22 protein-coding genes and 1 pseudogene are annotated in these 26,596 nt (G+C 64.7%); 8 read left to right on the top strand and 15 right to left on the bottom strand.

Annotation, left to right across the window (positions count from 1 at the left end):
• The 4 genes and pseudogenes from GCN74_RS26030 to GCN74_RS26015 form a co-directional block, all read right to left on the bottom strand.
• Positions 1-406, bottom strand: a pseudogene (locus tag GCN74_RS26030) (hypothetical protein); the annotation flags it as partial.
• Entirely contained in the window at positions 403-828 is a 426-nt protein-coding gene (gene exbD, locus GCN74_RS26025) for a TonB system transport protein ExbD (RefSeq protein ID WP_152259338.1), read from the bottom strand. The gene exbD and the pseudogene GCN74_RS26030, both read right to left, overlap by 4 nt.
• Before the next feature lie 3 nt (positions 829-831).
• Positions 832-1,590 (bottom strand): tonB-system energizer ExbB, encoded by a 759-nt coding sequence (exbB, locus tag GCN74_RS26020; protein WP_152259337.1) that lies wholly within the window; start codon positions 1,588-1,590, stop codon positions 832-834.
• A 141-nt stretch (positions 1,591-1,731) separates the two neighbouring features.
• Positions 1,732-2,652: a ChaN family lipoprotein gene (locus tag GCN74_RS26015; protein ID WP_152259336.1), complete on the bottom strand. Its 921-nt coding sequence runs from the start codon at positions 2,650-2,652 to the stop codon at positions 1,732-1,734.
• Between the two features lie 188 nt (positions 2,653-2,840).
• Between GCN74_RS26015 and GCN74_RS26010 the strand changes: the two genes are divergently transcribed.
• A complete protein-coding gene (locus GCN74_RS26010; protein ID WP_413541564.1) occupies positions 2,841-4,250 on the top strand; it encodes an FAD-binding oxidoreductase in 1,410 nt (469 codons plus the stop codon).
• Between the two features lie 79 nt (positions 4,251-4,329).
• On the opposite strand, the gene GCN74_RS26005 is transcribed toward GCN74_RS26010, so the two are convergent.
• Both GCN74_RS26005 and GCN74_RS26000 read right to left on the bottom strand, forming a co-directional pair.
• Positions 4,330-4,803 carry a GNAT family N-acetyltransferase gene (locus tag GCN74_RS26005; RefSeq protein ID WP_226939227.1) on the bottom strand — a complete coding sequence of 158 codons (474 nt, stop codon included), beginning with the start codon at positions 4,801-4,803 and terminating at the stop codon, positions 4,330-4,332.
• A gap of 38 nt (positions 4,804-4,841) precedes the next feature.
• Complete coding sequence (locus tag GCN74_RS26000) at positions 4,842-7,982, bottom strand: error-prone DNA polymerase (protein ID WP_152259335.1); 3,141 nt, start codon at positions 7,980-7,982, stop codon at positions 4,842-4,844.
• A 97-nt stretch (positions 7,983-8,079) separates the two neighbouring features.
• Between GCN74_RS26000 and GCN74_RS25995 the strand changes: the two genes are divergently transcribed.
• Together GCN74_RS25995 and GCN74_RS25990 are read left to right on the top strand one after the other, a co-directional pair.
• Complete coding sequence (locus tag GCN74_RS25995) at positions 8,080-8,874, top strand: PhzF family phenazine biosynthesis protein (protein WP_152259334.1); 795 nt, start codon at positions 8,080-8,082, stop codon at positions 8,872-8,874.
• A gap of 177 nt (positions 8,875-9,051) precedes the next feature.
• Positions 9,052-11,454, top strand: coding sequence for a TonB-dependent receptor plug domain-containing protein (locus GCN74_RS25990; RefSeq protein WP_152259333.1), 2,403 nt, complete (start codon positions 9,052-9,054; stop codon positions 11,452-11,454).
• Between the two features lie 149 nt (positions 11,455-11,603).
• Here GCN74_RS25990 and GCN74_RS25985 read toward each other — a convergent pair whose 3' ends face one another.
• Positions 11,604-11,954, bottom strand: a complete 351-nt coding sequence (locus GCN74_RS25985) for a VOC family protein (RefSeq protein WP_152259332.1) — start codon at positions 11,952-11,954, stop codon at positions 11,604-11,606.
• Between the two features lie 519 nt (positions 11,955-12,473).
• Here GCN74_RS25985 and GCN74_RS25980 point away from each other — a divergent pair.
• Positions 12,474-14,678 (top strand): OsmC domain/YcaO domain-containing protein, encoded by a 2,205-nt coding sequence (locus GCN74_RS25980; protein WP_152259331.1) that lies wholly within the window; start codon positions 12,474-12,476, stop codon positions 14,676-14,678.
• An 85-nt stretch (positions 14,679-14,763) separates the two neighbouring features.
• Positions 14,764-15,360: a 2-hydroxychromene-2-carboxylate isomerase gene (locus GCN74_RS25975; protein ID WP_152259330.1), complete on the top strand. Its 597-nt coding sequence runs from the start codon at positions 14,764-14,766 to the stop codon at positions 15,358-15,360.
• A 6-nt stretch (positions 15,361-15,366) separates the two neighbouring features.
• On the opposite strand, the gene coaD is transcribed toward GCN74_RS25975, so the two are convergent.
• The 5 genes from coaD to GCN74_RS25950 all read right to left on the bottom strand — a co-directional run bounded on the left by coaD (position 15,367) and on the right by GCN74_RS25950 (position 21,025).
• On the bottom strand, positions 15,367-16,512 hold the full coding sequence (coaD, locus tag GCN74_RS25970) for a pantetheine-phosphate adenylyltransferase (protein ID WP_152259329.1): 1,146 nt from the start codon (positions 16,510-16,512) through the stop codon (positions 15,367-15,369).
• A 118-nt stretch (positions 16,513-16,630) separates the two neighbouring features.
• Entirely contained in the window at positions 16,631-17,965 is a 1,335-nt protein-coding gene (locus tag GCN74_RS25965) for an ATP-binding protein (RefSeq protein WP_152259340.1), read from the bottom strand.
• Between the two features lie 2 nt (positions 17,966-17,967).
• Positions 17,968-18,627 carry a response regulator transcription factor gene (locus GCN74_RS25960; protein ID WP_070221454.1) on the bottom strand — a complete coding sequence of 220 codons (660 nt, stop codon included), beginning with the start codon at positions 18,625-18,627 and terminating at the stop codon, positions 17,968-17,970.
• 124 nt (positions 18,628-18,751) lie between these two features.
• Positions 18,752-20,269, bottom strand: a complete 1,518-nt coding sequence (locus tag GCN74_RS25955) for a Do family serine endopeptidase (RefSeq protein ID WP_152259328.1) — start codon at positions 20,267-20,269, stop codon at positions 18,752-18,754.
• Positions 20,270-20,563: 294 nt separating this feature from the next.
• Positions 20,564-21,025 carry an Hsp20 family protein gene (locus tag GCN74_RS25950; protein ID WP_152259327.1) on the bottom strand — a complete coding sequence of 154 codons (462 nt, stop codon included), beginning with the start codon at positions 21,023-21,025 and terminating at the stop codon, positions 20,564-20,566.
• A gap of 171 nt (positions 21,026-21,196) precedes the next feature.
• On the opposite strand from GCN74_RS25950, the gene GCN74_RS25945 reads away from it, so the two are divergent.
• From GCN74_RS25945 to GCN74_RS25935, 3 genes are all read left to right on the top strand, one after another.
• Positions 21,197-23,101, top strand: coding sequence for a M61 family metallopeptidase (locus tag GCN74_RS25945; RefSeq protein WP_226939226.1), 1,905 nt, complete (start codon positions 21,197-21,199; stop codon positions 23,099-23,101).
• A 71-nt stretch (positions 23,102-23,172) separates the two neighbouring features.
• Positions 23,173-23,523, top strand: a complete 351-nt coding sequence (locus GCN74_RS25940; protein WP_152259326.1) for a hypothetical protein — start codon at positions 23,173-23,175, stop codon at positions 23,521-23,523.
• A 169-nt stretch (positions 23,524-23,692) separates the two neighbouring features.
• On the top strand, positions 23,693-23,890 hold the full coding sequence (locus GCN74_RS25935; protein ID WP_152259325.1) for a hypothetical protein: 198 nt from the start codon (positions 23,693-23,695) through the stop codon (positions 23,888-23,890).
• Here GCN74_RS25935 and GCN74_RS25930 read toward each other — a convergent pair whose 3' ends face one another.
• The 3 genes from GCN74_RS25930 to GCN74_RS25920 all read right to left on the bottom strand — a co-directional run.
• Positions 23,891-24,655 (bottom strand): alpha/beta hydrolase family protein, encoded by a 765-nt coding sequence (locus GCN74_RS25930; protein ID WP_152259324.1) that lies wholly within the window; start codon positions 24,653-24,655, stop codon positions 23,891-23,893.
• A gap of 80 nt (positions 24,656-24,735) precedes the next feature.
• The gene (locus tag GCN74_RS25925; RefSeq protein WP_152259323.1) at positions 24,736-25,440 is read right to left on the bottom strand and encodes a glutathione S-transferase N-terminal domain-containing protein; all 705 of its coding nucleotides are present in this window, start codon (positions 25,438-25,440) and stop codon (positions 24,736-24,738) included.
• A 118-nt stretch (positions 25,441-25,558) separates the two neighbouring features.
• A partial coding sequence (locus GCN74_RS25920) for a Y-family DNA polymerase (protein WP_152259322.1) occupies positions 25,559-26,596 on the bottom strand: 1,038 nt, incomplete at its 5' end.

Raw genomic sequence — 26,596 nt, 5'->3', positions numbered from 1 at the left:
TGCTGGCTTGCGCCGGCACGGACGATGTTTCCCTGGCGGCCTCCTTGGCCGGCTCCGGCGAGGGACTGGCTGCCGCCTGCACGGCCCTTTCCGCCGCGACGATGTCCGGCGCGGCGGCGCGCGCCAGCACGGGCAGCGCCTCTTGCCGGGCCGTGCTCTTTGCCGGTCGGGCATCGCTGGACGCGGCCGACTGGCGCGCGCCCACGGCCTGCGCAACCTGCGTTTCCGGCGATGTCGCCTGCGCGGCAAACACCACCATCACGCTGGCGGCCGGATTGGCAGGCGCCACGGCAACGGGCTGCCAGCCGGCCCACAGCAGCAATGCCAGCGCCGTGGCGACCACCAGCGCCGTGGCGATGCCCCAGTTCAGGACGGGACGCGGCGCCAGCGTGGACGGCGCACTCACCCGCCCTCCCGGCCCACCAGGCCCACTTTCAGATAACCGGCCTGGCGCAGCGCATCCATCACGCCCAGCACGTCTTCATATGCGGCCTGCTTGTCGGCCTGGAAAAACAAGGTGCGCTGGCGGTCGCCGCCCGTCTCGGCGTCGAGCAAACGGCCCAGCTGCTCGCGCGCCACGGGCGACTCGCCCAAGTACAGGCTGCGGTCCGCCTTCAGCGATACGAACAGCGGTTTTTCGGGACGCGGCTCGGGCTTGGCCGTAGCGGCCGGCAAGTCGATCTTCAGGTCGACGGTGGCCAGCGGCGAGACCACCATGAAAATGATCAGCAGCACCAGCATCACGTCGATGAAGGGCGTGACATTGATCTCGCAGAGCTCCGGCATGTCGGCCGCGTCGTCGTCCGGCACAGGAAAAAGGCTGGCCATGGCTCAGGCCTGCTTGCGCGTGTCGAGGTCGCGGCTCAGCATCAGCAGCACTTGCGCGGAGGCGGCGCGCAGCTGCGCCTTGTACTGGTTGATGCCGCGGCTCAAGACGTTATAGATGACGACGGCGGGAATCGCCGCCACCAGGCCCAGGGCCGTGGCCAGCAAGGCTTCCGCGATGCCGGGCGCCACTGTCGCCAGGTTCGTGCTCTGGCTGGCGGCGATGCCGATGAAACTGTTCATGATGCCCCACACGGTGCCGAACAGGCCGACGAACGGCGCCACGGCGCCTATGCTGGCCAGCAAGCCTATGCCCTGCGTCATGGCGCGCACCTGCTGCGCGATCCACTGTTCCTGGCGAAAGCCGGCCCGCTCCTTCAGGGCCGCCGCCGGCGCATGCGCGTGCGACAGGCTCAGCTCCTGCTGCACGTCATCGAGCAGCTGCTGCGCCAGCGAGCGTTTGCCGGCGCCCTCCACTTTCGCGGCAGCGTCCGGCAGGGAGCTGGCCGTCTTCAGCACGGCGACGGCTTGCGCCGCTTCGCGCCCCGCTGTCAGCAAGCTGGCGCCCTTCACCAGCAAGACCACCCAGGTGGCCAGCGCGGCAAGCAATAAACCGATGAGCACGCTTTTGACGACCTGGTCGGCGGCGAAGAACATGCCCAGCGGCGACATGTCGTGCGGCAAGGCGGACGCTTGCGCCGCGGCATGGAACAAGGAAAGAAACACGCCACCGGCGGCGTTGATATGGAACAAAGGGATACGCATGAAAGCTTCAGTAGTTAACAGGCATGGCTGCGCCAACGGCGCGCACGCGCATGCAAAAAAATCGGACGGACTACCTGGCTGCTGCGGGGGAGCTTGCTGGGGAAGAGTGCCGGGCTGAACACCCGGCGGAGGTGAAACGGTTTACTTGGCGCTGGCGACGGCTGCAGTTGCGGCAACTGGCGGCGTGAACCACACGAAGTCCGCCTGCGACGCCTGCACGGCGGCGCCCTGCTGCGCCAGCACCAGCACCAGCGGCGCGGGGCCGCCCGTCAAGTCCTGCACGTGCAGCGGCACGCCCAGATCCTTGTGCGCATGGTAGGCGCCGGCGATCAGCACGGCCGGCGCGGGCGCGGCCAGCAGGCGCTCGGCCATGCGGCGGTCGCGCTGCTGCTGCACCGACAGCATGGCGGCCAGGCGCGGCTCGTCGATCTGGTTGTCATGCATGACGCGGATGATGTCCTTCAATTTGTCATGCACCTTGCCATCGTTGGCCAGGTTCGAATGCTTGCCCTGCACGGCCGGCTTGTCGATAAACAGCTGCTTGATTTCGCTGCGGTCCAGGTTGGCCGACCAGACGGGATACGGCGCGCGCATCACGGTCATCACCAGGTCGCCATATTGCTCCCACTTCCAGCTGGGCTGCCAGGCCAGCAGCTCGGCCACGTGCTCGGGGCGCACGACGGGGTCCGTCTGCAGCCACGGCTTGACCTTGTCCACCTTGGCTTGCTGGTCCGGATTCAGCATTTCCAGCAGCACGCTGCCTTGCGGGCGCTGGCCCTGCAATTGCTGCAGCAGCCATTGCTCGATCTTGTGATGGCTGAGCTGGTCATGCTGCTCGCCGACGATGACCCGGGGCGCGGCGGCCAGCTGGGCCAGCAATTGCTCGGCGCTCAGGCGCTGGCCGCTGCGCAGGTCGACGATTTCGCCCAGCTGGCGCACGTCTTGCGTGGCGGCGGAAGCGGTACCGGCGGCAGCGTCAGTCGCTGGAGCCACGCTGCTGCAGGCGCTCAGGGCCAGCATGCAGGCGGGCAGGACGGCGGAGAAGGACAGGGGGAATTTCATGGCATGGCCTTTCGGGTTGAAGCACGCATTGCAAAATAACTACTGGCGGGCATTCTAATAGAAATGATTCTCATTTACAACCAAGACACGACGAACCATGCAGATTTTTTTACAACTGGCAAACATCAATATGGTGCTTCGGTGAAATATCCGGACGCGGAGTAGAATAAAAAAAACGGAGGACTTGCGTGAATCAAACTGACCAGTTGGCGGTGCTGAAAAAACCGCTGCCCGTATCCCTTGCTGCCGTACTTTCCCTGATCTTTGCCGACCGCTTTTCCATGACGCAAGCCATGCGCACCCAGCATGGCCGCGACGAGTCGAGCTATCCCCCCATGCTGCCGGACGCCGTCATCTTCGCCCATTCCACCGAGGAAGTGGCGGCCGCCGTCAAGCTGTGCAGCGCGCACGACGTGCCCGTCATCGCCTATGGCAGCGGCACCTCGCTGGAAGGCCACGTGCTGGCCCTGCACGGCGGCGTGACGATTGATCTGTCGCAAATGAAGCAGATGGTAGCCGTGCATGGTGAAGACTTGACGGCCACCGTGCAGGCGGGCGTGACGCGCAAGCAACTGAACGAGGAGCTGCGCGACACGGGCCTGTTCTTCCCCATCGACCCGGGCGCCAATGCATCGCTGGGCGGCATGGCGGCCACGCGCGCCTCGGGCACGAACGCCGTGCGCTACGGCACCATGCGCGAAAACGTGCTGGCCCTGACGGTGGTGACGGCCGATGGCCGCATCATCAAGACGGGGACCAGGGCGAAAAAATCGTCGGCCGGCTACGACCTGACGCGCTTGTTCGTCGGCAGCGAAGGCACCCTGGGCATCATCACGGAAGTGACGGTGAAACTGTATCCGCTGCCGGAAGCGATCTCGGCGGCCGTGTGCTCGTTTCCAGGCACGGGCGAGGCCGTCAGCGCCGTGATCCAGACCATCCAGATGGGTATTCCCGTGGCGCGGGTCGAGTTTCTCGATGAAAATGGCGTCAAAGCCATCAACGCCTACGACAAGATGGCCTTGCCGCAAAAGCCGCTGTTGCTGTTTGAATTCCACGGCACGCCGGCCGGCGTGGCCGAGCAGGCGCAGCAGGTGCAAGCCATCGCGGCGGAACACGGCGCCAGCGATTTCGAATGGGCCAGCCGTCCCGAAGACCGCTCGCGCCTGTGGGCCGCGCGCCACAACGCGTATTTCGCCCTGCTGCAGATGCGCCCCGGCAGCCGCGCCATTTCCACCGATTGCTGCGTGCCCATTTCGCGCCTGGCCGAATGCATCCTCACCACCCAGGCCGATTGCGAAGCGCAAGGCCTCGTCTACGCCATCATCGGCCACGTGGGCGACGGCAATTTCCACGTGCAGATGCTGGTCGATCCGGACGACCCAGCCGACATCGCGCGCGCGGAAAAGGTCAACAGCGACATGGTCACGCGCGCCATCGGCATGGACGGCACGTGCACGGGCGAGCATGGCGTGGGCATGCACAAGATGGCCTTCCTCGTGGAAGAGCACGGCGAAGGCGCCATCGACACCATGCGTGCCCTCAAGCACGCGCTGGACCCGAAGAACATCATGAATCCGGGCAAGATCGTGCGCTGGTAAATAAGCGCCATAAGCCTGCAAGCAAAAACTGGGGTCAGACCCGCCGGGTCTGACCCCGGCCCTTGCCGTCGGGTTATTTTTACAACTCCATGCGCATCGGCACGAAAGCGATGCCGCCCGTCTCCACCTTGGGTCCCGTGGCGACAAAGCCCAGGCTTTCGTACAGGGGCAAGGCGTAGGCCGAGGAATTGACGGTAAACGCCGTCACGCCGCCCCTGGCCAGCGAGGCATCGCGGGCGGCCTGCCACAGGCGGCGCGCCATGCCGCGCCGGTGCAGCGCGCGCGGCACGAACATGTGGAACAGATGCGTGTGGTCGCGCATGGCCACCACGCCGGCCAGCTCGCCGTCGATATGCGCGAGCTGGTAGGCATAGCGCAGATCGGACAGATAGCCTTCGATGGCTGGCTGGCGGCAATGTTCGATGAACTTGTCCGCCCCCGCGCCGTCCGGGTGCAGGGTCAAAAAGGGCATCAGGTCGTCGATCAGGGCGACGATGGCGGGTGCGTCGGCGACCAGGGCGGGACGCATGATCGGTTCGGGTAATGTTGTCATCTGCAAATAATGCCATGCCCTCCCCCCACCGGCAACTCTCAACAGAAATCGCGGCTGCTGGTTCTCAAGCGTCCAAGCAGGTGCGACATGTCGACCAGGCGCTTGGCCACCAGGTTGCGCACGATGCCCTCGCGCTGCCACACGCCGTACACGCCCAGCAGCGGCGCGCTCAGCACTTCGCGCCGCTGGCTTTCCGCCAGGTCGGGCCAGACGATGACGTTGACGGTGCCCGTTTCGTCTTCCAGGGTCATGAAAATCACGCCCTTGGCCGTGCCCGGGCGCTGGCGCACGGTGACGATGCCGCAGGCGCGCGCCAGCTGGCCATCCGTGTAGCTGGCCAGCGCGGACGCGGGCATGAAACGCTGCTCCAGCAATTGCCTGCGCAGCAGCGCCAGCGGGTGGCGGCCCAGGGTCAGGCCCTGCGCGCGGTAATCGCTGACGATGCTCTCGCCTTCCGTGGGCGCGCCCAGCACGGGCAAGTCTTCCTCGTGCGTGGTAAGCCGCAGCAAATCCTTGTCGGGCACGGCGCCGGCCGCCTGCCACAGGGCCGCGCGCCGGTGGCCGGCCAGCGCATGCAGGGCGTTGCCGGCGGCCAGCACCTGCAAGTCATGGCGGTCCAGGCCGCCACGCCGGGCCAGGTCGGCCACGTCGACGAAGGCGGCGATGGCGCGCGCATCCTCGATGCGCCGGGCGGCCTCCACGCGCATGCCGAACAGGCTGTTCAAGCCCAGGCGCACGGCGGGCGCGGCGCCCTGCCCTTCTTCCAATGCCGCTTCCCAGCCGCTGACGGCCACATCGACAGGCAGCACTTGCACGCCATGCCGACGCGCATCCTGCACCAGTTGCGAGGGACTGTAAAAGCCCATGGGCTGACTGTTGAGCAAGGCGCACAGGAAGGCGGCCGGCTCGTGGCATTTCAGCCAGGAACTGGCATACGTGAGCAGCGCAAAACTGGCCGCGTGCGATTCGGGAAAACCGTATTCGCCAAAGCCTTCGATCTGGCTGAAGATGGCCTTGGCAAACTCCTTGTCGTAACCATTCTCCACCATGGCATTGACGATGCGGGCCTCGTAATTGTTCATGCCGCCCTTGCGTTTCCAGGCCGCCATGGCGCGCCGCAACTGGTCCGCTTCGCCGGGCGTGAAACCGGCCGCGATGACGGCCACCTGCATCACCTGCTCCTGGAAGATGGGAATGCCCAGAGTGCGGCCCAGCGCCTTTTCCAGGCCCTTCGGATAGTCGACCGCTTCCTTCTGCTGGCGCCGCTGCAGATACGGATGCACCATGCCGCCCTGGATGGGGCCGGGACGCACGAGCGCCACTTCGATGACGAGGTCGTAGAACTCGCGGGGACGCAGCCGGGGCAGCATGCTCATCTGCGCGCGCGACTCGATCTGGAACACGCCGATGGTATCGGCCTCGCACATCATGTCGTAGGTGGCGGGGTCTTCGGCCGGGATATCCTGCAGGCGGAATTCCTCGCCGCGCCGCGCACTCACCATTTCCAGGGCGCGGCGCAGGGCCGACAGCATGCCCAGCGCCAGCACATCGACCTTCATCAAGCCCAGTTCCTCGAGGTCGTTCTTGTCCCACTCGATGACGCTGCGCTCGGCCATGGCCGCGTTTTCGATGGGCACCAGGCGCGACAACTTGCCTTGCGCAATCACAAAGCCGCCCGGATGCTGGGACAAATGGCGGGGAAAGCCCAGCAGCTGCTGCGCCAGGCCGGCCCACTGCTGCGACAATGCCGCTTCCGGGTCCAGCCCGCATTCGGCCAGGCGCTCCAGCAGATCGCGCTTGCCGTCGAACCAGCGGTGCGCCTTGGCCACCTTTTCCACGATGGCCAGGTCGATCCCCAGCGCCCGGCCGCTGTCGCGCAAGGCGCTTTTGGGCCGGTAGCTGATCACCACGGCCGCCAGGGCGGCCCGCTCGCGGCCATACTTGCCGTAGATATATTGAATCACCTCTTCGCGCCGCTGGTGCTCGAAATCGACGTCGATGTCGGGCGGCTCGTTGCGCTCGCGCGACATGAAACGCCCGACCAGGGAATTGCCGCGCGCCGGGTCCACTTCTGTAATTTGCAGGCAATAGCAGACGGCCGAATTGGCGGCCGAGCCCCGGCCCTGGCACAGGATGTTTTGCGAACGGGCAAAGCGTACGATGTCGTACACGGTCAAAAAATACGCTTCATACGACAGCTCGGCGATCAGCTCCAGCTCTTGCTCGATCTGCTCCTGCACGTTTGCCGGTATGCCCAGCGGAAAGCGGATGTGCGCGCCCGCATACGTTTCCTCGCGCAAATACGTGACCGGCGTGTGGCCGTCCGGCACCAGTTCGTCGGGATAGTCATAGCGCAAGCTGTCGAGGGAAAATGTGCACAGGTCCGCGATGCGCAGGGTTTCCGCCAGCGCCTGCGGCGGATACACATTGGCCAGGCGCAAGCGCGCGCGCAGATGCTGCTCCGCGTTTTGCGCCAGCGCATAGCCGCACTCGCCCACGGGTTTGCCCACGCGTATCGCGCACAAGGTGTCGAGCAAGGGCTTGCGCGAACGCACATGCATGCACACATGGCCGACGGCCACCACGGGCAAGCCCAGCGCCTGCGCCGCGTCCTGCACGGCAAGGCGGTGCGCGTCATCCTGCGCCCGCTGCAACAGGTTCAGGCCTATCCAGCTGCGCTTGTCCCCAAAGGTCGATAGCATCCACTCTCCCTGCGCGCGCAGCGTCCCCGGCTGGGCCGGATAGCTGGGCAGCAAGATCATCAGACAGCCCGGCAATCCCCGCAAATGGGCACACTCCTCCGAAGGCGCGGCAAAATCGTCGGGCGTCAGCAGATAGCGGCCCTTGGCCGCCCGCGTGCGCGCCATGGTGATCAGCTCCGACAAGTTGCCGTAACCATCGCGGTCCTGTACCAGCGCCAGCAGGGACGGACCCGGGCTGCCATCGGCTTGCGTCAAGTGAAAGTGCGCACCGATAATCAAGGGAAAACCAGCCCGCTTGGCTGTCGCATGGGCGCGCACGACACCGGCCAGCGAGCACTCGTCCGTGATGGCCAGCGCCCTGTAAGCAAGCTGGACAGCGCGCGCCACCAGCTCTTCCGCATGCGAGGCCCCATGCAGGAAGCTGAAATTGCTCAGGCAGTACAACTCAGCATACTCGGGCAGGACTGCGCTCCCCATGATCTACCTCAATACTGTATATAAACACAGTATATTATACTCATCTGAAAACGGCCATCTCAGTTATGCTGGGGTTTTACCTTGCACAGTGCCCGCCATGATCGTCCACTCATTAAAATGTTTCGGCACCGCCCCCGGTGGCGGCAATACGGCGCTGGTCGTGGAAAACGACCACGGCACGCAAGCGCAGCGCCAGGCCTTTGCCCGCGAACGCCAGGTCAGCGCCTGCGTCTTCCTCGACCGCCAGGCGGACGGCGCGGAGGGATGCCTCGTGCTCGACTATTTTTATCCGCACACGCGCAGCCCCCTGTGCCTGCACGCCACCCTGGCCGCCGCGCATGTACTGCTGACGGCGCCCGACGCGCCGGCGGCGCTGACGATCAGCACCGCCATGCGCGGACAGGCCTTGCAGCTGGTGCGCCGCGCGGAGGGATTGTTCATCGGCCTGGCGCCGCAGCCGGCGCCTGCCGTCCTGGTGGAACAATATGTGCCGTCCGAGCTCATGGGGCAGCACATGCGCTTGCCGTCGCCACCCGTGGTCGCGTCCGTCGGCAGTCCGAAGCTGCTGCTGGAAGTGGCCGACCGCACCACCCTGCGCGCACTGCGGCCGAACCTGGAACTGATCGCCGACTGGAGTGCCTTGCATCAGGTCAACGGCTGCTATGCGTATTGCCGCACGGGCGAGCAGGAATACGAAGGGCGCAACTTCAACCACCTGGACCCGGCGCTGGAAGACAGCGCCACGGGCGTGGCGGCGGGCGCGCTGGCAGCGCACCTGCAGCAGTCGCTACGCCTGCACCAGGGCCACGTGACGCAGCAGCCCTGCCTGATCGAAGTGCAGTACGGCGCGCAAGCCATCTGGGTGGGCGGCATGGTGCAACGCAGCACCTGAACGGGGCATGCTGCACCACGACAAGGCAAGCGGGGCAGCGGCCAAAAGATAATCAACCAGGAAACAACAGTTACAGCAAATTTGTAATAACAAAACAAAGTATCGCTGGTGAATGCCGAAAAGATGGCACTAGAATCAAGTCACGAATCTTGCTCATCAGCCACTTGGAGATACTGCGTGCCGACCCTCACCACCTTGCGTAAAGCAGTCCTCATCAGCCTGTACGGCAGCGCCGCCCTGGCCGCCTTCAGCCCCGCCGCCATGGCCCAGAGCACGGCAGCGGCCGCCACGGACGGTCCCGTGCAAACGGTCAGCGTGGTCGGCTCGCGCCGGGTCGCCAGCTCCGCCACCGATACCATGGTGCCGGTCGATATCATTCCCATTTCCAAGGTGGCAGAACAGGGCGGCCAGTTCGACCTGGCGCAATCGCTGCAATACATCTCGCCCTCGTTCAATTCCACGCGCCAGACGGGCGCCGACGGGGCCGACCTGATCGATTCGGCCGCCCTGCGCGGCCTCGGCTCTGACCAGACCCTGGTGCTGGTCAATGGCAAGCGGCGCCACACGACGGCCCTCGTCAACCTGTTCGGCGCGCGCAACCGCGGCAACACGGGCACGGACATGAATGCGATTCCTTTGCTGGCGATCAAGAACGTGCAAGTGCTGCGCGACGGTGCCGCCGCCCAGTACGGCTCGGACGCCATTGCCGGCGTGATCGACATCGAACTGAAGAAAAGCCTGGGCTGCGAAGCGGTGGCCGGCTACAGCCAGTATTCCGCAGGCGACGGCAAGAACTACATGACGTCCGCCTATTGCGGCATCGCGCTGGGCGACAAGGGCACCCTGGCCATCACGGGCGAATACCTGGACCGCGGCCGCTCGAACCGGGCCGATGCGGACAGCATGCGCATCATCGGCGACACCAAGTCGAAAAACAAAACCCTGTACATCAATGGCGACTACGCCACCAGCAGCACGGGCAAGCTGTACTTCACGGCCGGCGCGCAGACGCGCGATGCATCCAGCGCCGCGTTCGGCCGGGGCGGCATCGGCAGCGACGACATCCCGTCGCGCAATTCCGCCGCCATGTACCCGGACGGTTTCGTGCCTTTCATCAACGGCAAGATCGACGACCAGTACGCCACCATCGGCCACCGCAGCCAGATCGGCGAATGGCATGCGGACTTTTCGCAAACCTATGGCTACAACAAGATGCGCTACGACATCAGCCATACCTTGAACGCGTCCATCGCCAACCTCGACCTGATGAACGGCGGCAAGGGCGTCAGCGCCAGCAGCTACGACGCGGGCGGCTTCTCGTTCCAGCAGCTGACCAGCAACGCCGACTTCAGCCGTTACTACGACACGGTAATGAGCGGCATGAACGTGGCCTTCGGCGCCGAATACCGCAGCGAGGAATACAAGATCATGGCCGGCGAACCCGGTTCCTACATCGACGCCGACGGCGTGGGCGTGGGCGGCAACGCGGGCAGCCAGGGCTTTCCCGGCTTCCAGCCCGGCGACGCCACCAAGGCCAGACGCCACAGCATCGCCGCGTATGGCGACGTGGAACTGGACTGGACGGAACGCCTGAAAACCCAGGCCGCCCTGCGCTATGAAAAATTCAGCGATTTCGGTTCCACCGTGACGGGCAAGCTGGCCGCCAGCTATAAAGTGGCGCACGACGTGCTGCTGCGCGGCTCGGCCAGCACGGGTTTCCGCGCGCCATCGTTGCAGCAGGTGTATTTCTCGTCCACCTTCACCGACTTCATCGGCGGCGTGCCCACGGATGTGGTGCTGGCGCCCAACGGCGGCGCCGTCGCCAACGCGGCCGGCATCCCCAAGCTGAAAGAGGAAAAGTCCACCAGCTTTACCTTCGGCACCACCTGGACGCCCACGCAGGCCATTTCCGTGACGGCCGACTTGTACAACATCAAGATCAAGGACCGCATCGTGCTGTCGGGCCGCTTCAATGCGGACAACTACCCGGACCTGGCCGCGCGCCTGGCCCTCCTGGGCGTGGGCGAGGCGCAATTCTTCGTCAATTCCATCGACACGCGCACGCGGGGGCTGGACCTGACGGCCTCGCACAAGGGAGAATTGGCCGGCAACCGCCTGAACACCTTCCTGGCCTTGAACCTGAGCAAGACGGAAGTGACGAAGGTCAAGACGCCGGATTCGCTGAAAGGCTATGAAGACGTGCTGCTGTCCGAGCGCGAACGCCTGTTCATCGAACAGGGCGGCCCCCGCGCAAAAGCCACCCTGGGCTTCGACTACATCACGGGCAAGCTGGAATCGGACCTGCGCATCATTTATTTTGGCCCGCAAACCCTGGGCACCTTCAGCGGCACGGCCGCCGGCGTGCCCAACGCCCGCTACGCGGCCAAGACGTCGGCCGACCTGAGTTTTACCTACAGCATCAACAAGAACACCAAGCTGACGTTTGGCGGCAACAACATCTTCAACGTCAAGCCCACCACGCAGAATCCGGATGAAACGGATAACGGCTTCAAATACGACAGCGTGCAGTTCGGCCTGAACGGCGCTTCCTACTTCGGCCGGCTGTGGGTGAAGTTCTGATCGCCCTGTGCGCCTGAAAAAACAGCGGCTGCGCCAGCATGGGCAGCCGCTGTTTTTTTGTCTGCATCATTGTCGGCATCAATATGCGGCCGGATGGCAGGCGCTGGATGAAAGATGGCTTGCGCCCAGCGCGGCCGCTGGCGCCCCGCCTAGGCGTGCGACAGAATATTGATGAGTTTGCCGAAAGGGTCGCGCACGAAAAACCGCCTGACGCCCCAGGGTTCATCGACAATTCCATATTCGATGGCAAACCCGGCGGCCGACATGCGCGCCAATGCGGCATCCACGTCATCGACTTCAATGGAAAGGTCCGGCACCGCCGTGTTCGAGCCGCCTTCCGTCGCAAAGCTCACCTGAACGCTCATTTCGGTTGGCAAACCATATGTGACGATCCAGCCGTGGTCCATTACAAGGTTGAGACCCAGCACGTCCTGGTAAAAAGTCCGGGCCAGTGCCACATCCGGCGTCGAGAAATTTGCAACGATTCGCTTGACTTGCATACTCTTCCTCCGTGCCAAAGAATGAAAAATTCAACACCCGCCCCGGCCATGCACGGATTCCAGCTGCTGCAGATGCGCAGCCCGGACCAGCAGGTGCTCGCGTCGTCAGGCTTCTCGGCCTTGGCGATAAGAAACCAGGGGATGGCAAACGGGCCGGTCAGAGCCACGGTCATGTCCCTGACGGCCGTTCTTTTCAAAAGGCGCCGTTTGGCAATCAGGTGGCAAGCCACTGCCGAGAGCAGCCAGATCAATGCGGGGATGTATGCCGTCACTGTGAACTCCAGATAGTCGTTGCCTTGAATGCAAACGATGATAACAGGCGCGTCCCGGCAGTGCAATTTGCCACCGCCCGCTCTGGGCAGCCGCGTGTCCGCTTCCCAGGGGCACCTGCCCCGTGTGCGCCCTGCCCGCCTGCTCCGGCGGCGCCCCGCCAGCGTGGCCGCAGTGAACAATCTTTTCCGTGCGGCGGAAAGCACGGATAATAGCGGCTAACTCATATGCACAGTATTGGATTCTCCCATGGAAATTAAAGTCAACTTTCTCGACAAGCTGCGTCTCGAAGCCAAGTTCGACGATTTTACGGTCATCGCCGACCAGCCCATCCGCTATAAGGGCGATGGTTCGGCGCCCGGCCCGTTCGATTACTTTTTGGCATCATCGGCACTGTGTGCCGCGTACTTCGTGAAGTTGTATTGCGATACGCGCAATATTTCAACCGAAAATATCCGTCTGTCGCAAAACAATATTGTTGACCCGGAAAACCGTTACCAGCAGATTTTCAAGATCCAGGTCGAGCTGCCGGCCGATATCTCGGCCAAGGACCGTCAGGGCATCCTGCGCTCGATCGACCGTTGCACGGTCAAGAAAGTGGTGCAGGCGGGCCCCGAGTTCGTCATTGAAGAGGTGGAGAGCCTGGACGCCGACGCCCAGGCCCTGCTGACCTTGAATCCGGCCCCTGGCGCGAGCACCTATATCGTGGGCAAGGACTTGCCGCTGGAACAGACCATCGCCAATATGTCCAGCCTGCTGGCTGGCCTGGGCATCAAGATTGAAATCGCCTCGTGGCGCAACATCATTCCCAACGTGTGGTCGCTGCACATCCGCGATGCGCACTCGCCCATGTGTTTCACCAACGGCAAGGGTTCGACCAAGGAAAGCGCGCTGGCGTCGGCCCTGGGCGAGTATATCGAACGGCTCAGCAACAATCATTTCTACGCGGGATCGTTCTGGGGCAACGACATCGCCAACGCGGATTTTGTCCATTACCCGAACGAGCGCTGGTTCAAGCCGGGCCGCAAGGATGCGCTGCCGAAAGAGATTCTCGATGCCTATTGCCTGGCCATCTACGATGCCGATGGCGAGCTGCGCGGTTCGCACCTGATCGACACCAACTCCGGCAATGCGGAGCGCGGCATCTGCTCGCTGCCGTATGTGCGCCAGTCCGATGGCGAGACCGTGTATTTCCCGTCCAACCTGATTGAAAACTTGTATGTCAGCAATGGCATGAGCGCCGGCAATACCCTGGCCGAAGCCCAGGTGCAATGCTTGTCGGAAATTTTCGAACGGGCCGTCAAGCGCGAAATCCTCGAAGGCGAAATCGCCCTGCCCGACGTGCCGCAGGAGGTGCTGGCGAAGTATCCGGGCATCGTGGCCGGCATACAGGGGCTGGAAGAACAGGGTTTCCACGTGCTGGTGAAAGATGCGTCGCTGGGCGGCGTGTACCCGGTGATGTGCGTCACCCTGATGAACCCGCGCACGGGCGGCGTGTTTGCCTCGTTCGGCGCGCATCCGAGCCTGGAAGTGGCGCTCGAGCGCAGTCTGACGGAATTGCTGCAGGGCCGCAGCTTCGAAGGCTTGAACGACTTGCCGCAGCCCACGTTTGCCAGCGAAGCCGTCACCGAGCCGAACAACTTCGTCGAACACTTCATCGATTCCAGCGGCATCGTCTCGTGGCGTTTCTTCAGCGCCAAGGCCGATTACGATTTTGTCGAGTGGGATTTTTCCGGCCATGGCGACAACTCGAATGCCGAGGAAGCGGCAACCCTGTTCGGCATCCTCGCCGGCATGGGCAAGGAAGTCTACACGGCCGAGTATGACCAGCTGGGCGCCACCGCCTGCCGCATCCTCGTGCCCGGTTATTCGGAAGTCTATCCGGTCGAGGATTTAATCTGGGACAACACCAACAAGGCGCTGCTGTTCCGCGCCGACATCCTGAACCTGCACCGCCTGGACGATGCCAGCCTGGAAGACCTGCTGGACCGCCTGGAAAACAGCGAGCTCGACGAGTATGGCGACATCGCCACCCTGATCGGCATCGAGTTTGACGAAAATACGGTCTGGGGCCAGCTGACGACTCTGGAATTGAAACTGCTGATACAGCTCGTCCTGCAGCAATTCGAGGAAGCGAAAGAGCTGGTGGAAACCTTCCTGCAGTACAACGACAACACGCTCGAGCGCAAACTGTTCTATCAAGCCTTGAACGTGGTGCTGGAAGTGGAGCTCAATGACGAGCTGGAGCTGGACGATTACGTGCACAATTTCCGCCGCATGTTCGGCGACGCCCGCATGGACGCGGTGCTGGGTTCCGTGGACGGCAGCGTGCGCTTCTTCGGCCTGACGCCCACCAGCATGCAACTGGAAGGCCTCGACCGGCACCAGCGCCTGATCGACAGCTTCAAAAAACTGCACGTGGCGCGGAGCAAGGCAGCGGCCACGCCGCGCTAGGACGACAAGCGGGGGCCGGCGCTGCAGCCCGGCCTCCGCGCCCCGGCGCAGGATCACCCCTGCGCTACCGCATGGAAAAGAGACCATGGCCACACTGGAATTCTGGTTCGACTTCGGCAGCAACTACAGCTACCTGAGCGCCATGCGCATCGAGGCGCTGGCGCGTGAAAAGAAGGTGCAGGTGATCTGGAAACCCTTCCTGCTGGGCGTCGTCTTCAAGGCGCTGGGCTGGGAAACCTCGCCGTTCGTCTTGCAAAAAATCAAGGGCGATTACACGTGGCGCGACATGGCGCGCCAGTGCGACAAATACGACTTGCCGTGGCGCCAGCCCACCGCCTTTCCCCGCACGGCCCTGCTGCCCATGCGCGTGGCGCTGGTCGGCGCGGACCAGGGCTGGATCGCGCCGTTTGCGCGCCGCATGATGACGATGAATTTCGCCGACGACCGCGACATCGACAAGCTCGAAGCCGTCAGCGAAGCTTTGACAGGGCTGGGCCTCGATGCGGGCGCCATCGTGGCGCTGGCTTTGACACCGGACAACAAGCTGCGCCTGCGCCGCCAGACGGAACAGGCGCAAGCACTGCACCTGTTCGGCGCCCCCAGCTTCCTCAGCGACGGCGAACTATTCTGGGGCAACGACCGGCTCGACGATGCGCTCGCGCATGCGGCTGCCCTCCCCTGACGGCAATCAGCCGGCCAGCGCCGCGATCTCCTTCTGCATGTTCTCGATTGCCCGCTCGTTGTACTGGCCGGCAAAATACGCATCGCCAAACAGCTGGCCCGCCTGCGCCTTGGCGCACAGGTGCTGCAGCGCCAGGCCCCGCTGCTCGTTGAAGCGCACGGGATCCACGTGCGCATATTCGCGCACGATGGCTTGCGTGTAGGCTTGATAGACTTCATCGTCCTGCCCCAGGATGGCCAGGTCGGCGCTGAGCATGGCGTCTTTCAGCGCGTGGCTGATGCCGGGGCCCTGGAAATGGTCGGTGGCGCGTATCAATTGCGCCACATCCAGGTTATCGCCCGCATCGAGGCCGCTGGCCAGCCACAGCTGGGCGCTCGCCTCTTCGCTCGAATACAGGGCGTCTTCATCGTGGCTGTAGACGGCGTCGTGGAACCAGAACGCCTTCTTGACCAGCGCGCTGTCGCGCTTGGGTGCATAGGTATTGTCGGCCCACACGCGGATCTCGGACAGGCCGTGCACCAGGTGGTCGAGGTTGTGATAGTGGCGCTCAGGGCCGCCATACGCCTGCGGCCCCGTCAGGTGCGCGAACCAGTGGTCCGCCAGCGCGATGTCGGCCTGGGAAGCGGTGGCGTAATTCCACAGCGCTTCCCACTCCTTGCGCAGGCAGTCGAGTATCCACGCCTGGTAGGCGGGACCGGGGACGAATTTCTTCATGGTCCAGTTCCAGCCGACGGGGCCTTCCAGCGCCTTGACGAAGCTGGAGCTGACGGAGCCGAGGTCGCGCGGCGGCATGACAAAAATCGTCTTGGCGCCCGCAAGCACGTCCACATTGGTTTGCTGGATCAGGTTTTCATAGTCGAAATCGGCCGTCGTGCGGATGCCGCGTATCAGGTAGTCGCAGCCATGCTTTTTCGCCGCGCGCGCCGTGTAGTCGCCCTTGACGATGACGACCTGCACATTGTCCCAGCCGCACTCGCGCGCGCTCTGCTCGATGATGCGCTTGCGGTCTTCGGCCGGGAACTGGGGTTTCTTGGCGGGGTTTTGCGACAGGAACACGATCACCTCGTCGGCAAGCGAGCGCGCTTCGCCGAGCACCCACATATGGCCGTTGGTGATGGGGTCGAGGGTTCCTGAAAATCCGATCTTCTGCATGTGCGCTCCGTGGTCTGGTTCTGCTTGTTTCGCAGACAATATAGGGCCACGGCGCGCGCGTCAATGCAGCAGATTAAAGATTGGCCTCACGCCAGGGCCAGGCGGAGGGAAATCTGCCTCATTTTTTCGCCGGCAGGGGGAATTCCACGCGCACGCACAGGCCGCCCAGGCGCCCGGACTTGTCCAGCACCAGGCGCGCGCCATGGCGCTCGGCGATGGCCTTGATGATGGCCAGCCCCAGGCCGCTGCCGTTGGCGTCCGTGCCGGGCACGCGGTAGAAGCGGCTGAAGACGCGCTCGCGCTCCTCGGGCGGGATGCCGGGGCCGCTGTCCTCCACGGACAAGGTCACGCCGACGGGGCTGGCGCGCAGGTCGATGTCCACCGTGCCGCCCTGCGGCGTGTACTTGATGGCGTTGTCGACCAGGTTGCGCAGCATGATGTTGAGCGCATCGGCCTGGCCCGCCACCTTGGCCGGGTCCATGTGGTGCAGGCCAAGGTCGATCTTGCGCGCCTGCGCGATGCCGGCCATGTCGCCCAGCGCCCGCTTGACGACATCGTTCAAGTCCACCGCCTGCAGCTGGTCGCCGCTGGCGGCGCTCGCCTCCTGGCGCGCCAGCACCAGCAGCTGCTCGACCAGGCGCGTGGCCCGTTCGATGCCGGCGCTCACGCGGGAAATGGCCAGGCTGCGCTTTTCCGCCGATTCGGCCCGCTCCAGGCTCAGCACCTGCAGTTTCAGGGCCGCCAGCGGCGTGCGCAATTCATGCGCGGCGTCGGCGACGAAATGCTGCTGCGCGTCGAACGCCGTCTTGACACGCCCGAACAGCAGATTCAGTTCATGCACGAGGGGCCGCACTTCGTCGGGCAAGCCCGCTTCCGAGACGGGCGACAGATCGTCCGCCTGGCGCGCCGCCACCTGCTTGCGCACGCGCGAGACGGGCGCCAGCGAACCGCTGACCACCCACCAGACGACCAGCATCAGGATGGGCGCCATCAGCGCGATGGGGCCCACCGTGCGCAGCGCCAGGCTGCCGGCCATGCGCTTCCGGACGGCCATGTCCTGGGCGATCTGCACGGTCTGGGAACTGGTCTGCACGGAAAAGATGCGGTAGGTGGTGCCGTTCGCCTTCACGTTGGAAAAGCCCAGCACGGCGCGCTGCGGCAGTTCCGCGCGCGTGATCGAGCGGAACACCTGCACGCCGTCCGGCGTCCACACCTGCACCACCATGTCGTTGTTGACGGGGTCGGCCGGCAACGCCTGCGCGTGGTTGGCCAGCGGCGCGCCGGAGCGCAGCGACAGGGCCATCTGCTGCATGTGGTAGTCGAAAATCTGGTCGGCGTCGTACAGGGCGCTGCGGTAGGCGATCGAGGCCTGCGCCAGGGCCGCCATGATGATGGCCGCCAGCAGGAACCACAGCAGACGGCCGCGCAGCGAGTGCGTCACCGTGACTTTCATCCTCATGCCTTGGGCACCATGTAGCCGAGGCCGCGCACGTTCTGGATCAAGTCGCTGCCCAGCTTCTTGCGCAAGCCGTGGATATACACTTCCACGGCATTGCTGTTGACTTCATCCTTCCAGCTGTACAGTTTTTCTTCCAGCTGCGCGCGCGACAGCACGATGCCGGGACGCGCGATCAGCGCCTCCAGCACGGCCCATTCGCGCGCCGACAGGTTGACGGGATGGCCTTCGGCGATCACTTCGCGCGTCAGCGGATTGATCGACACGCCCTGGTGTTCGAAAACCGGTTCCGGCCGCCCCGAGGCGCGCCGCAGCAGGGCGCGGATGCGCGCCAGCAGTTCGTCGAGGTCGTACGGCTTCAAGACGTAATCGTCGGCGCCCGCATCCAGGCCCGCGATGCGCTGCTCGACGGCGTCGCGCGCCGTGGCCACCAGCACGGGCGTGTCGAGCTTGCGCAGCCGCATCGAACGCAGCACGTCGAGGCCATCCTTGCGGGGCAAGCCCAGGTCCAGCAGCACCAGGTCGTAGGTCTGCGTCTGCAGGGCCGTATCGGCCATGTCGCCATCCTTGACCCAGTCCACCGCGTAATGCTCGGCGCGCAGCAAGTCGAGCACCACCTCGCCGATCATCGTATCGTCTTCTACCAGCAATAAGCGCATGGCTTGCCTTTCTATCTTGTTATGCTTGCTTTCACCCAAAAAGATGAAAAGCTGGGGTCGGCCCCGACGGGGGAATGTGTCCCGATGGGACACATTCCGATCACGAAGTGACTGACCCCGGTATTTACCCCAGCCGCACGGGAATGAAAATCTTGTCCGGTCCCCGCTGTATCAGCAAGGCCACGGACTTGGCGGATTTCTCGACCACGTCGCGCACCTGCTCGACGGTGTTGACGGGACGGCCATTGACCGACAATAACACGTCGCCCGGCTGCACCCCGGCATTCGCCGCCGCGCCGCCCGCGTCTTCCACCAGCAGGCCGGCGCTGATGCCCGCCTCGCGTTTTTCATCCGATTGTAACGGACGCAGGGCCAGGCCCAGTTTTACCTTGCCCGCGGCGCTGTCGCTCTTGGCCACTTCGGCCACCTTGTCGGCTGCATTGCCGAGCGTTGCCGTCAGGCTGACGATCTTGCCGTCGCGCCAGACGTCCATGCTGATCTTATCGCCTGGCAAGGACGTACCCACCAGCGCCGGCAGGTCGGCCGAGCCGATGATGCGCTGGCCATTCACCTTGCGCACCACGTCGCCCGACTTCAGGCCCGCCTTGTCGGCCGGGCTGCCCCGCTCCACGTTGGCCACCAGCGCGCCTTCCGGCGTGGCCAGCTTGAACGAGTCGGCAAAGCCCTGGTTCACTTCCTGTACCGTCACGCCCAGCTTGGCATGGCTGGCCTTGCCCGTGGCGACGATCTGGTCCTTGATGCGGCTGGCCAGGTCGATGGGAATGGCGAACGACAGGCCCTGGAAGCCGCCCGTCTGGCTGTAGATCTGCGAATTGATGCCCACCACTTCGCCGCGCGTGTTGAACAGGGGGCCGCCCGAGTTGCCGGGATTGACCGCCACGTCCGTCTGGATGAAGGGTACGTTGCTGTCGTCCGGCAGGGAGCGGCCCTTGGCGCTGACCACGCCCGCCGTCACCGTGCTGTCGAAGCCATAAGGCGAACCGATGGCCAGCACCCATTCGCCCACTTTCAGGTCGCTCGAGTGGCCGAGCGGCACGACGGGCAGGTTGTTGGCGTCGATCTTCAGCACGGCGATATCCGTCTTCGGATCCGAGCCCAGCACCTTGGCGCGGAATTCGCGGCGGTCGTTCAGCTTGACCGTCACTTCGCGCGCATCGCGCACCACGTGGGCATTCGTCATGATGACGCCGTCCGGGCTGACGATGAAGCCGGAACCGAGGCCGTGCGTGGGCACGTCGCGGCCGCCCCGCTGGCCCCCTTGCGGCCCCTGGAAGCGGCGGAAGAACTCGAAGAACGGGTCGTTGCCGAAGTCGTCGTTGCCGGCCTGGGCCGATGGGTCGTAGGCCACCTTGGTGCTGCCCGTCACGCTGATATTGACGACGGCCGGGCTGTTGCGCGCGGCGATCTGGCTAAAGTCGGGCAAGGCCACCAGCGGTGCGGCGGCGGTGGCAGGCGCGACGGCAGCAGCCACGGGGGCGGCAGGCGCGCCAGCGGCAGCATTCGCGCCGGCATTGTTTTGATGGATCACCATGGCGCCGCCGGCGCCCAGCACACCGATCGCGGCCAGCGCGGCTACGGTGCGTTTGATTTTCAGCGATGCGGTATTCGTTTGCTGTTCCATGAATTGCTCCTCATTCAATGAGATTTTGATGTATGCAATAGTGGGCCACGAGTCTTAGGCGGTGCTTAACATTTTTCCATTTGGAAACAGGCGTTTGCGCCTTTAAGCGGGGTTTAATCTTGTTTGCCGCACGCACGCCGCATGGCGATCGATGGAGGCCCGCGGCGGGGTCCGAACGGACGCCGGACGTGACACTGGCCGGATCGACCGGCCAGTATTTTACTGCATGGGGAGGGGATGTTCCCTCCTGTCAATGCCGGCGCATGGCGCCGGCATCAGCTCACTCAGGCCGCATCAGGCTGCCTGGCGCTGTTCCAGGGTGCTGATGGTGGCGCCGCTGCCGGTGCCGATCTCGATCTTGCGCGGTTTCAGCGCTTCCGGCACTTCACGCACCAGGTCGATGGTCAGCATGCCGTTTTCAAACGTGGCACCCGTGACCTTCACATGGTTGGCCAGCTGGAAACGCTGTTCGAAATCGCGGGCAGCGATGCCGCGGTGCAAGAACGTGCGCTCGACGCCGTCTTTCTGTTTGCGGCCCGTGACGTGCAGGGAATCGCGCTCCGTGATGATGTCGATCTCTTCACGCGAGAAACCGGCCAATGCCATCACGATCCGGTATTTATCTTCCGATACCAGTTCGATGTTGTAGGGTGGGTAGCTGGGCTGCGCATCGGCGCGCTGTTCGTTGAGCAGCTGTGCCAGGCGGTCGAAGCCGATGGCGGAACGGTACAGAGGGGCAAGGTCAAAAGTACGCATGATAACTATCCTTTTCATTAAAGCGATAAGAGGGGCGGACCTCACCATGAGCATCCGCCTGTTACCGATATACGGCCTGCCCAGCCCCTTTCAAGGCCTTGAAATCGGCGAAAAACGCCCCAGTCGCCGCTAAATTTGTAAGAAATTTTTACAGAATGCTAGACTCGTCCTTTGCCATCCAGCCCGCCGCCCCGTCCCATGCCCCATGCCCGTTCCCTCCTGTGCCTGTCCCTCGCCATTCTCGTCGCCGCTTCCGCCCACGCCGCCCCGCCCGCGCCCATCGTGCTGCACGTCGATGCCAGCAATGTGGCGCAGCAGCTGTTCAGCATCCGCGAAAGCATTCCCGCCGCGCCGGGCAAGCTGACCTTGCTGTATCCGCAATGGGTGCCGGGCAACCACGGCCCCAGCGGTCCCCTGAACCAGCTGGCCGGCCTGCGCCTGTCGGCCAATGGCGCGCCCCTGGAATGGCAGCGCGACCCCGTCAACATGTTCGCCTTCCACGTGGACGTGCCGGCCGGCGCCAGCACGGTGGAAGCGCAATACCAGTTCCTCTCGCCCGTCGACACGAGCCAGGGCCGCATCACCATGACCAGCGCCATGCTGGGCGTGCAATGGCATGCGATGACCCTGTATCCGGCCGGGCGCGCCGCGCGCGACATCGTCGTGCAGCCCAGCCTGACCCTGCCGGCCGGCTGGGAATTTGCCAGCGCGCTGGAAGTGCGCGCGCGGGCGGCGACGCCGGCCAGCCAGCAGATCGATTTCGAAGCGCTGGACCTCGACACCCTGGTCGACTCGCCCGTCTTCGCGGGGCGCCATTTCGCGCGCATCGACCTCGACCCGGGCGCCGCAGTGCCCGTGCACCTGAATGTGATGGCCGACAGCGCCGACAGCCTGGAGGCGACGCCGCAGCAAGTCGAGAAACACCGCGCGATGATGCAGCAAGCTTATAAATTGTTCGGCGCGCGCCACTATCGCCACTACGATTTCCTGCTGGCCTTGAGCGACGAGTTCGGCGGCATTGGCCGCGAACACATGCAGTCGAGCGAAAACGGCGTCAAGCCCGGCTATTTCAGCGACTGGGACAAGAACGAGGCAGAGCGCGTGCTGCTGCCGCACGAGCTCACGCATTCGTGGAATGGCAAGTTCCGCCGTCCGGCCGGCCAGGACACGCCGGACTTCAACACGCCGCTGCAAAACAGCTTGCTGTGGGTCTACGAAGGCCAGACGCAGTACTGGGGCAATGTGCTGGCAGCCCGCTCCGGCCTGGTGGCCCCGGCCCACATGCGCGACCTGTTCGCCGCGACGGCCGCCCATTACGACGTGATGCCGGGGCGCAGCTGGCGCGCCATGCAGGACACGACCAACGATCCCATCATCAATGGCCGCCGTCCCATCGGCTGGAGCAGCTGGCAGCGCGATGAAGACTACTATATGGAAGGCGCGCTGGTCTGGCTCGACGTCGATACCGCCATCCGCGAACTGTCCGGCGAGCGCCGCTCGCTCGACGACTTCGCGCGCGCCTTCTTCGGCGTGCAGGACGGCAGCACCACGCCCCTGCCCTACACCTTCGAGGACGTGGTGGCGGCCCTGAACGCCGTACAGCCGCACGACTGGGCCACGTTCCTGCGCACGCGCCTGGACGGCCACGGCCCCGGCGCGCCGCTGGACGGCCTGGCCCGGGCCGGCTGGAAACTGGTCTACCGCGACACGCCCACGCCGTTCCTGAAAGCCGAGGAAGAGCGCAGCAAGCGCACGGACCTCACGTATTCGCTGGGCTTGAGCATCGCCAAGGATGGCAAGCTGGATAAGGTGCTGTGGGACGGCCCCGCCTTCAAGGCGGGCTTGTCCGGCAACACGACCTTGCTCGCCGTCAATGGCACGGCCTACACGCCCAAGCTGCTGAAGGCGGCCATCCAGGCGGCCAAGGCCAGCCCGCAGCCGATCAGCTTGCTGGTTCGCAAAGGCAGGCAATTCCAGACCGTGGCGCTCGACTACCACGGCGGCTTGCAGTACCCGCAACTGGAGCGCCTCGCCGGCACGCGCGACCGCCTGTCGGCCATCCTGCAAGCGCGCTGAGACAGTGGCATCGGCAAAGGTTTTGCGCGGCGCCCCCTATGCGGGGGCCGCTTTTGGTGTATGCTGACAAGATGAACAATGACACCGATATCCAGCTCAGCGGCCCCTTCAAGGCCACCGACGGCTCCGGCCGTGCCCACGACATCAAGGCCATCCGCATCTTCGACGAAGGCTACGGCATCATCGACGTCTACGTCGATTTCGCCGCCCCGCTTGAAGCGGGCGCCTGCAAGGACAAGACCCTGGTCGGCCACATCCTGGCCCGCTTGCGCAGCCTCGGCTATGTAGGCCCCGACTTCGGCCATGGCGACCTGGGCCTGCAAGACAAGAAACTGATCGTCCTGGAAGCGCCGGAAGAGTTTTCCGCCTTTGCCGCGCGCAAGGGCTGGAAGGATCTTTCCGCAGAGTTCGACGAAGACTAAATACAGGCAGGATTGCCCAGGCATTCAAGTCATCCAGCCATATTCCGCTCCACGCCGTACCCGCCCAGTGCCGGTACGGCGTTTTTCATGGAAAGACGCCATGCTCCGCTTCACCATTGCCACCGCCGCCATCCTGGCCATCGCTTCCCTGGCCTTTTAGGCGGGCGTATTGTCGACCTCGTTCAACAGCAATATGTGCTATGCCGCAGTCATCGACAAGCTGGCGACGCAGGCGCAAGCCGCGGCTGCCACGCAAGACCCCGCCGCCATGGCGCGGTACGCAGGGAAGCTGCGCTCCTTGCCCCTGCACGGCTATGAATCCGATTGCGACGCCATCCTGGCCGAGCTGGCCCAGCCTGATTCCTGATTACTGCGCCTGCAGGTAGCGCGCGCTCCAGGCGGCGATGACGTTGGCCACATAGGCCGCGTCGTCGCGCCCCGTCAGCAAGTGGTCGGCATCGTCGAGCGAAACGAAGCTTTTCGGGTGCTTGGCGGCCGTAAAGATATCCATCGCGTTCGACAGGCTCACCGTCGTGTCGTTCGGCGCATGCATCACCAGCAGGGCGCGGCGCAGGCCCGCGATATGGTCTTTCAAACTGTGGCTGCCCGCATCGTCGACGAACTGCTGGCGGATGCGGAACGGCCGCCCTTCCAGCTGTACCAGCGCCTCGCCCTCGGCGGCGATCTGCGCCAGGTGGCCGCTGAACATGCGCGTGACGTAAGCGGGCGTGCTGGGGGCGGCCAGGGTGGCGATGGCCGTCGCTTCCGGCACTTGCGCGGCGGCAGCCAGCACGGCGGCGCCGCCCAGGCTGTGGCCGATCAGCAATTGCGGCGCGGCGTGCCGGGCCCGCAGAAAGTCGGCGGCGGCGACCAGGTCGTCCACGTTCGACGAGAAATTGGTGGCGGCAAACTCGCCCTCGCTGGCGCCCAGTCCCGTGAAGTCGAAGCGCAGGACGGCGATGCCGTGCTCCGTCAAGCCTTGCGCGATGCGCCGCGCGGCCAGCACATCCTTGCCGCAGGTAAAACAGTGGGCGAACAGCGCGTACGCGCGGATGGCGCCGTCGGGCGCATCGAGGCGCGCCGCCAGCACATGGCCGTGTGCGCCGGGAAAATCTTGCCGGGTGGATTTCATTGTCTCAGATCAAAGCTGCCGCGCAGCGCGGCCGATGGCGCATTGTAGCGCCGCCCGGCCGCCGCCGGCGGCTGGCAAGATCAGTCGCGCTTGGGGATATCGAGGCCCTTGACGACGGCTGGACGGGCAAGGAAGGCATCGAGCGCGCGCTGCACGTTCGGGAAATCGGCAAAGCCGACCAGATCGCCCGCACCGTAGAATCCCACCAGGCAGCGCACCCACGGGAAGATGGCGATGTCGGCAATCGTGTATTGCCCGCCCATGATCCAGTCGCGGCCCTGCAGGCGCTGCTCGAGCACGCCCAACAGCCGTTTCGCTTCGCCCAGATAGCGTTCCAGCGGACGCTTGTCTTCATACTCCTTGCCGGCAAATTTATGGAAGAAGCCCACCTGGCCAAACATGGGGCCGATACCGCCCATCTGGAACATCAGCCACTGGATGGTTTCATAGCGCAGGCCCGCGTCCGAAGGGATGAACTTGCCCGTCTTTTCCGCCAAGTACAGCAGGATGGCGCCCGACTCGAACAGGGCCAGCGGCTTGCCACCGGGACCGTCCGGATCGAGGATGGCGGGAATCTTGTTGTTCGGATTGAGGGACAGGAAGGCGGGCGACAGCTGCTCGTTGCGTTCGAAGCTGACCAGATGGGGCTCGTACGCCAGGCCCAGCTCTTCGAGCAGGATGGACACCTTGATGCCGTTCGGCGTCGGCAGCGAGTACAGCTGCAAGCGCTCGGGATGCCGGGCAGGCCACTTCTGGGTGATGGGAAAATCGGAAAGCTGTGACATGGAAATCCTTTACTTGAATTAAATACGCGGCACCGGGAAGCAAGTATAGCCAAGCATCCCCGCTTCTGCTGGACGGCGCCGGAACCGGCTTGCCCGTGCCTGCCTCCCGCCCCCCCTTTCAGCCAAACAAGCCATGCAAAAACCAGCGCGGCGCGGCATCCTCGCCGCTGCCGGCGATGCGTTCGCGGTAGACCCAGTAGTGGGCGTGGTCGAGGCCTTCGGCGATGAAATAATCGCGCGCCTGCGACTGGCCCCACCAGCCCGCCTCGATGCGCTCGGCCACGGACACCATTTTCAGGGGCGAGCCATAGAAGGGCCGGTGTTCGCGCATCAGCAGGGCGACGGGCTGGGCCAGCAGCCAGCCGGGACGGGGCATGCCGGGCAAGCCGGGCGGCAAGTCCGGCGCCGCGTTTCTTGCAGCGGACCTGGCCGGCAGCGGCAGCCACTGGTTGGCCGCTTCGGGCCGGTAATCGGCGCGCGGCGCCGCCTGCAGGACATTCTCGGCACCCAGGCGCGCCACCAGCAATTCCATCAGGCGCTGGCGCTCCTGCGGCGTGCCGCCCGGCTCGGGGAACAGGGTGTCGCTGGGCGGCGCCATGGGCTGCACCTGCAGCGCTTCCAGGGTAAGGCCGATCACGGGGGCGTCCAGCACCAGCTGCGCCAGGCGCTCCTTGAGCAAACGCAATAAATGCTCGTCGCGCCAGACGGCTTCGCCCAAGGACAGGTCGATGACGGTGGGCGGGCGCGCCACCCTGCCCCGCTCGTGGGCCAGCAGCAATTGGATGCGCTCGACGGCAAATTGCCGCGCGCACAGCCAGCCCGTCATCTGCTGCAGCAAACGGCGCGCGCCGAACAGCAGCGCTTCCGCATGCTCCACGCGATCGAACAGTTCCAGGCTGGCGCGGAACGTGGGCGGCGCTTCGAGCCACAGGAGCAGTTCCGTGCTGTGGCCATGCGCATCGTCGAGCATGTCCAGCAAGGCGCCGCCGCAGCGGCGCTGCAAGCCGGGCCGGGGCAAATGGCGCAGCTGTCCCAGGGTGCGGCAGCCGATGCCGTCCAGCCAGTCCAGGTAGGGGCGCGCGGGCGGCAGCAAGGCGCACGGCAAGCCGTCGAGGCGGCGCACGAGACTCGCCATGCCCAGCACGCGGCCCCGGCG

The organism is Janthinobacterium sp. FT14W (assembly GCF_009208755.1).
Taxonomy (GTDB): Bacteria; Pseudomonadota; Gammaproteobacteria; order Burkholderiales; family Burkholderiaceae_D; genus Janthinobacterium; species Janthinobacterium violaceinigrum.
This window is presented reverse-complemented; position numbering and strand designations above follow the sequence as displayed.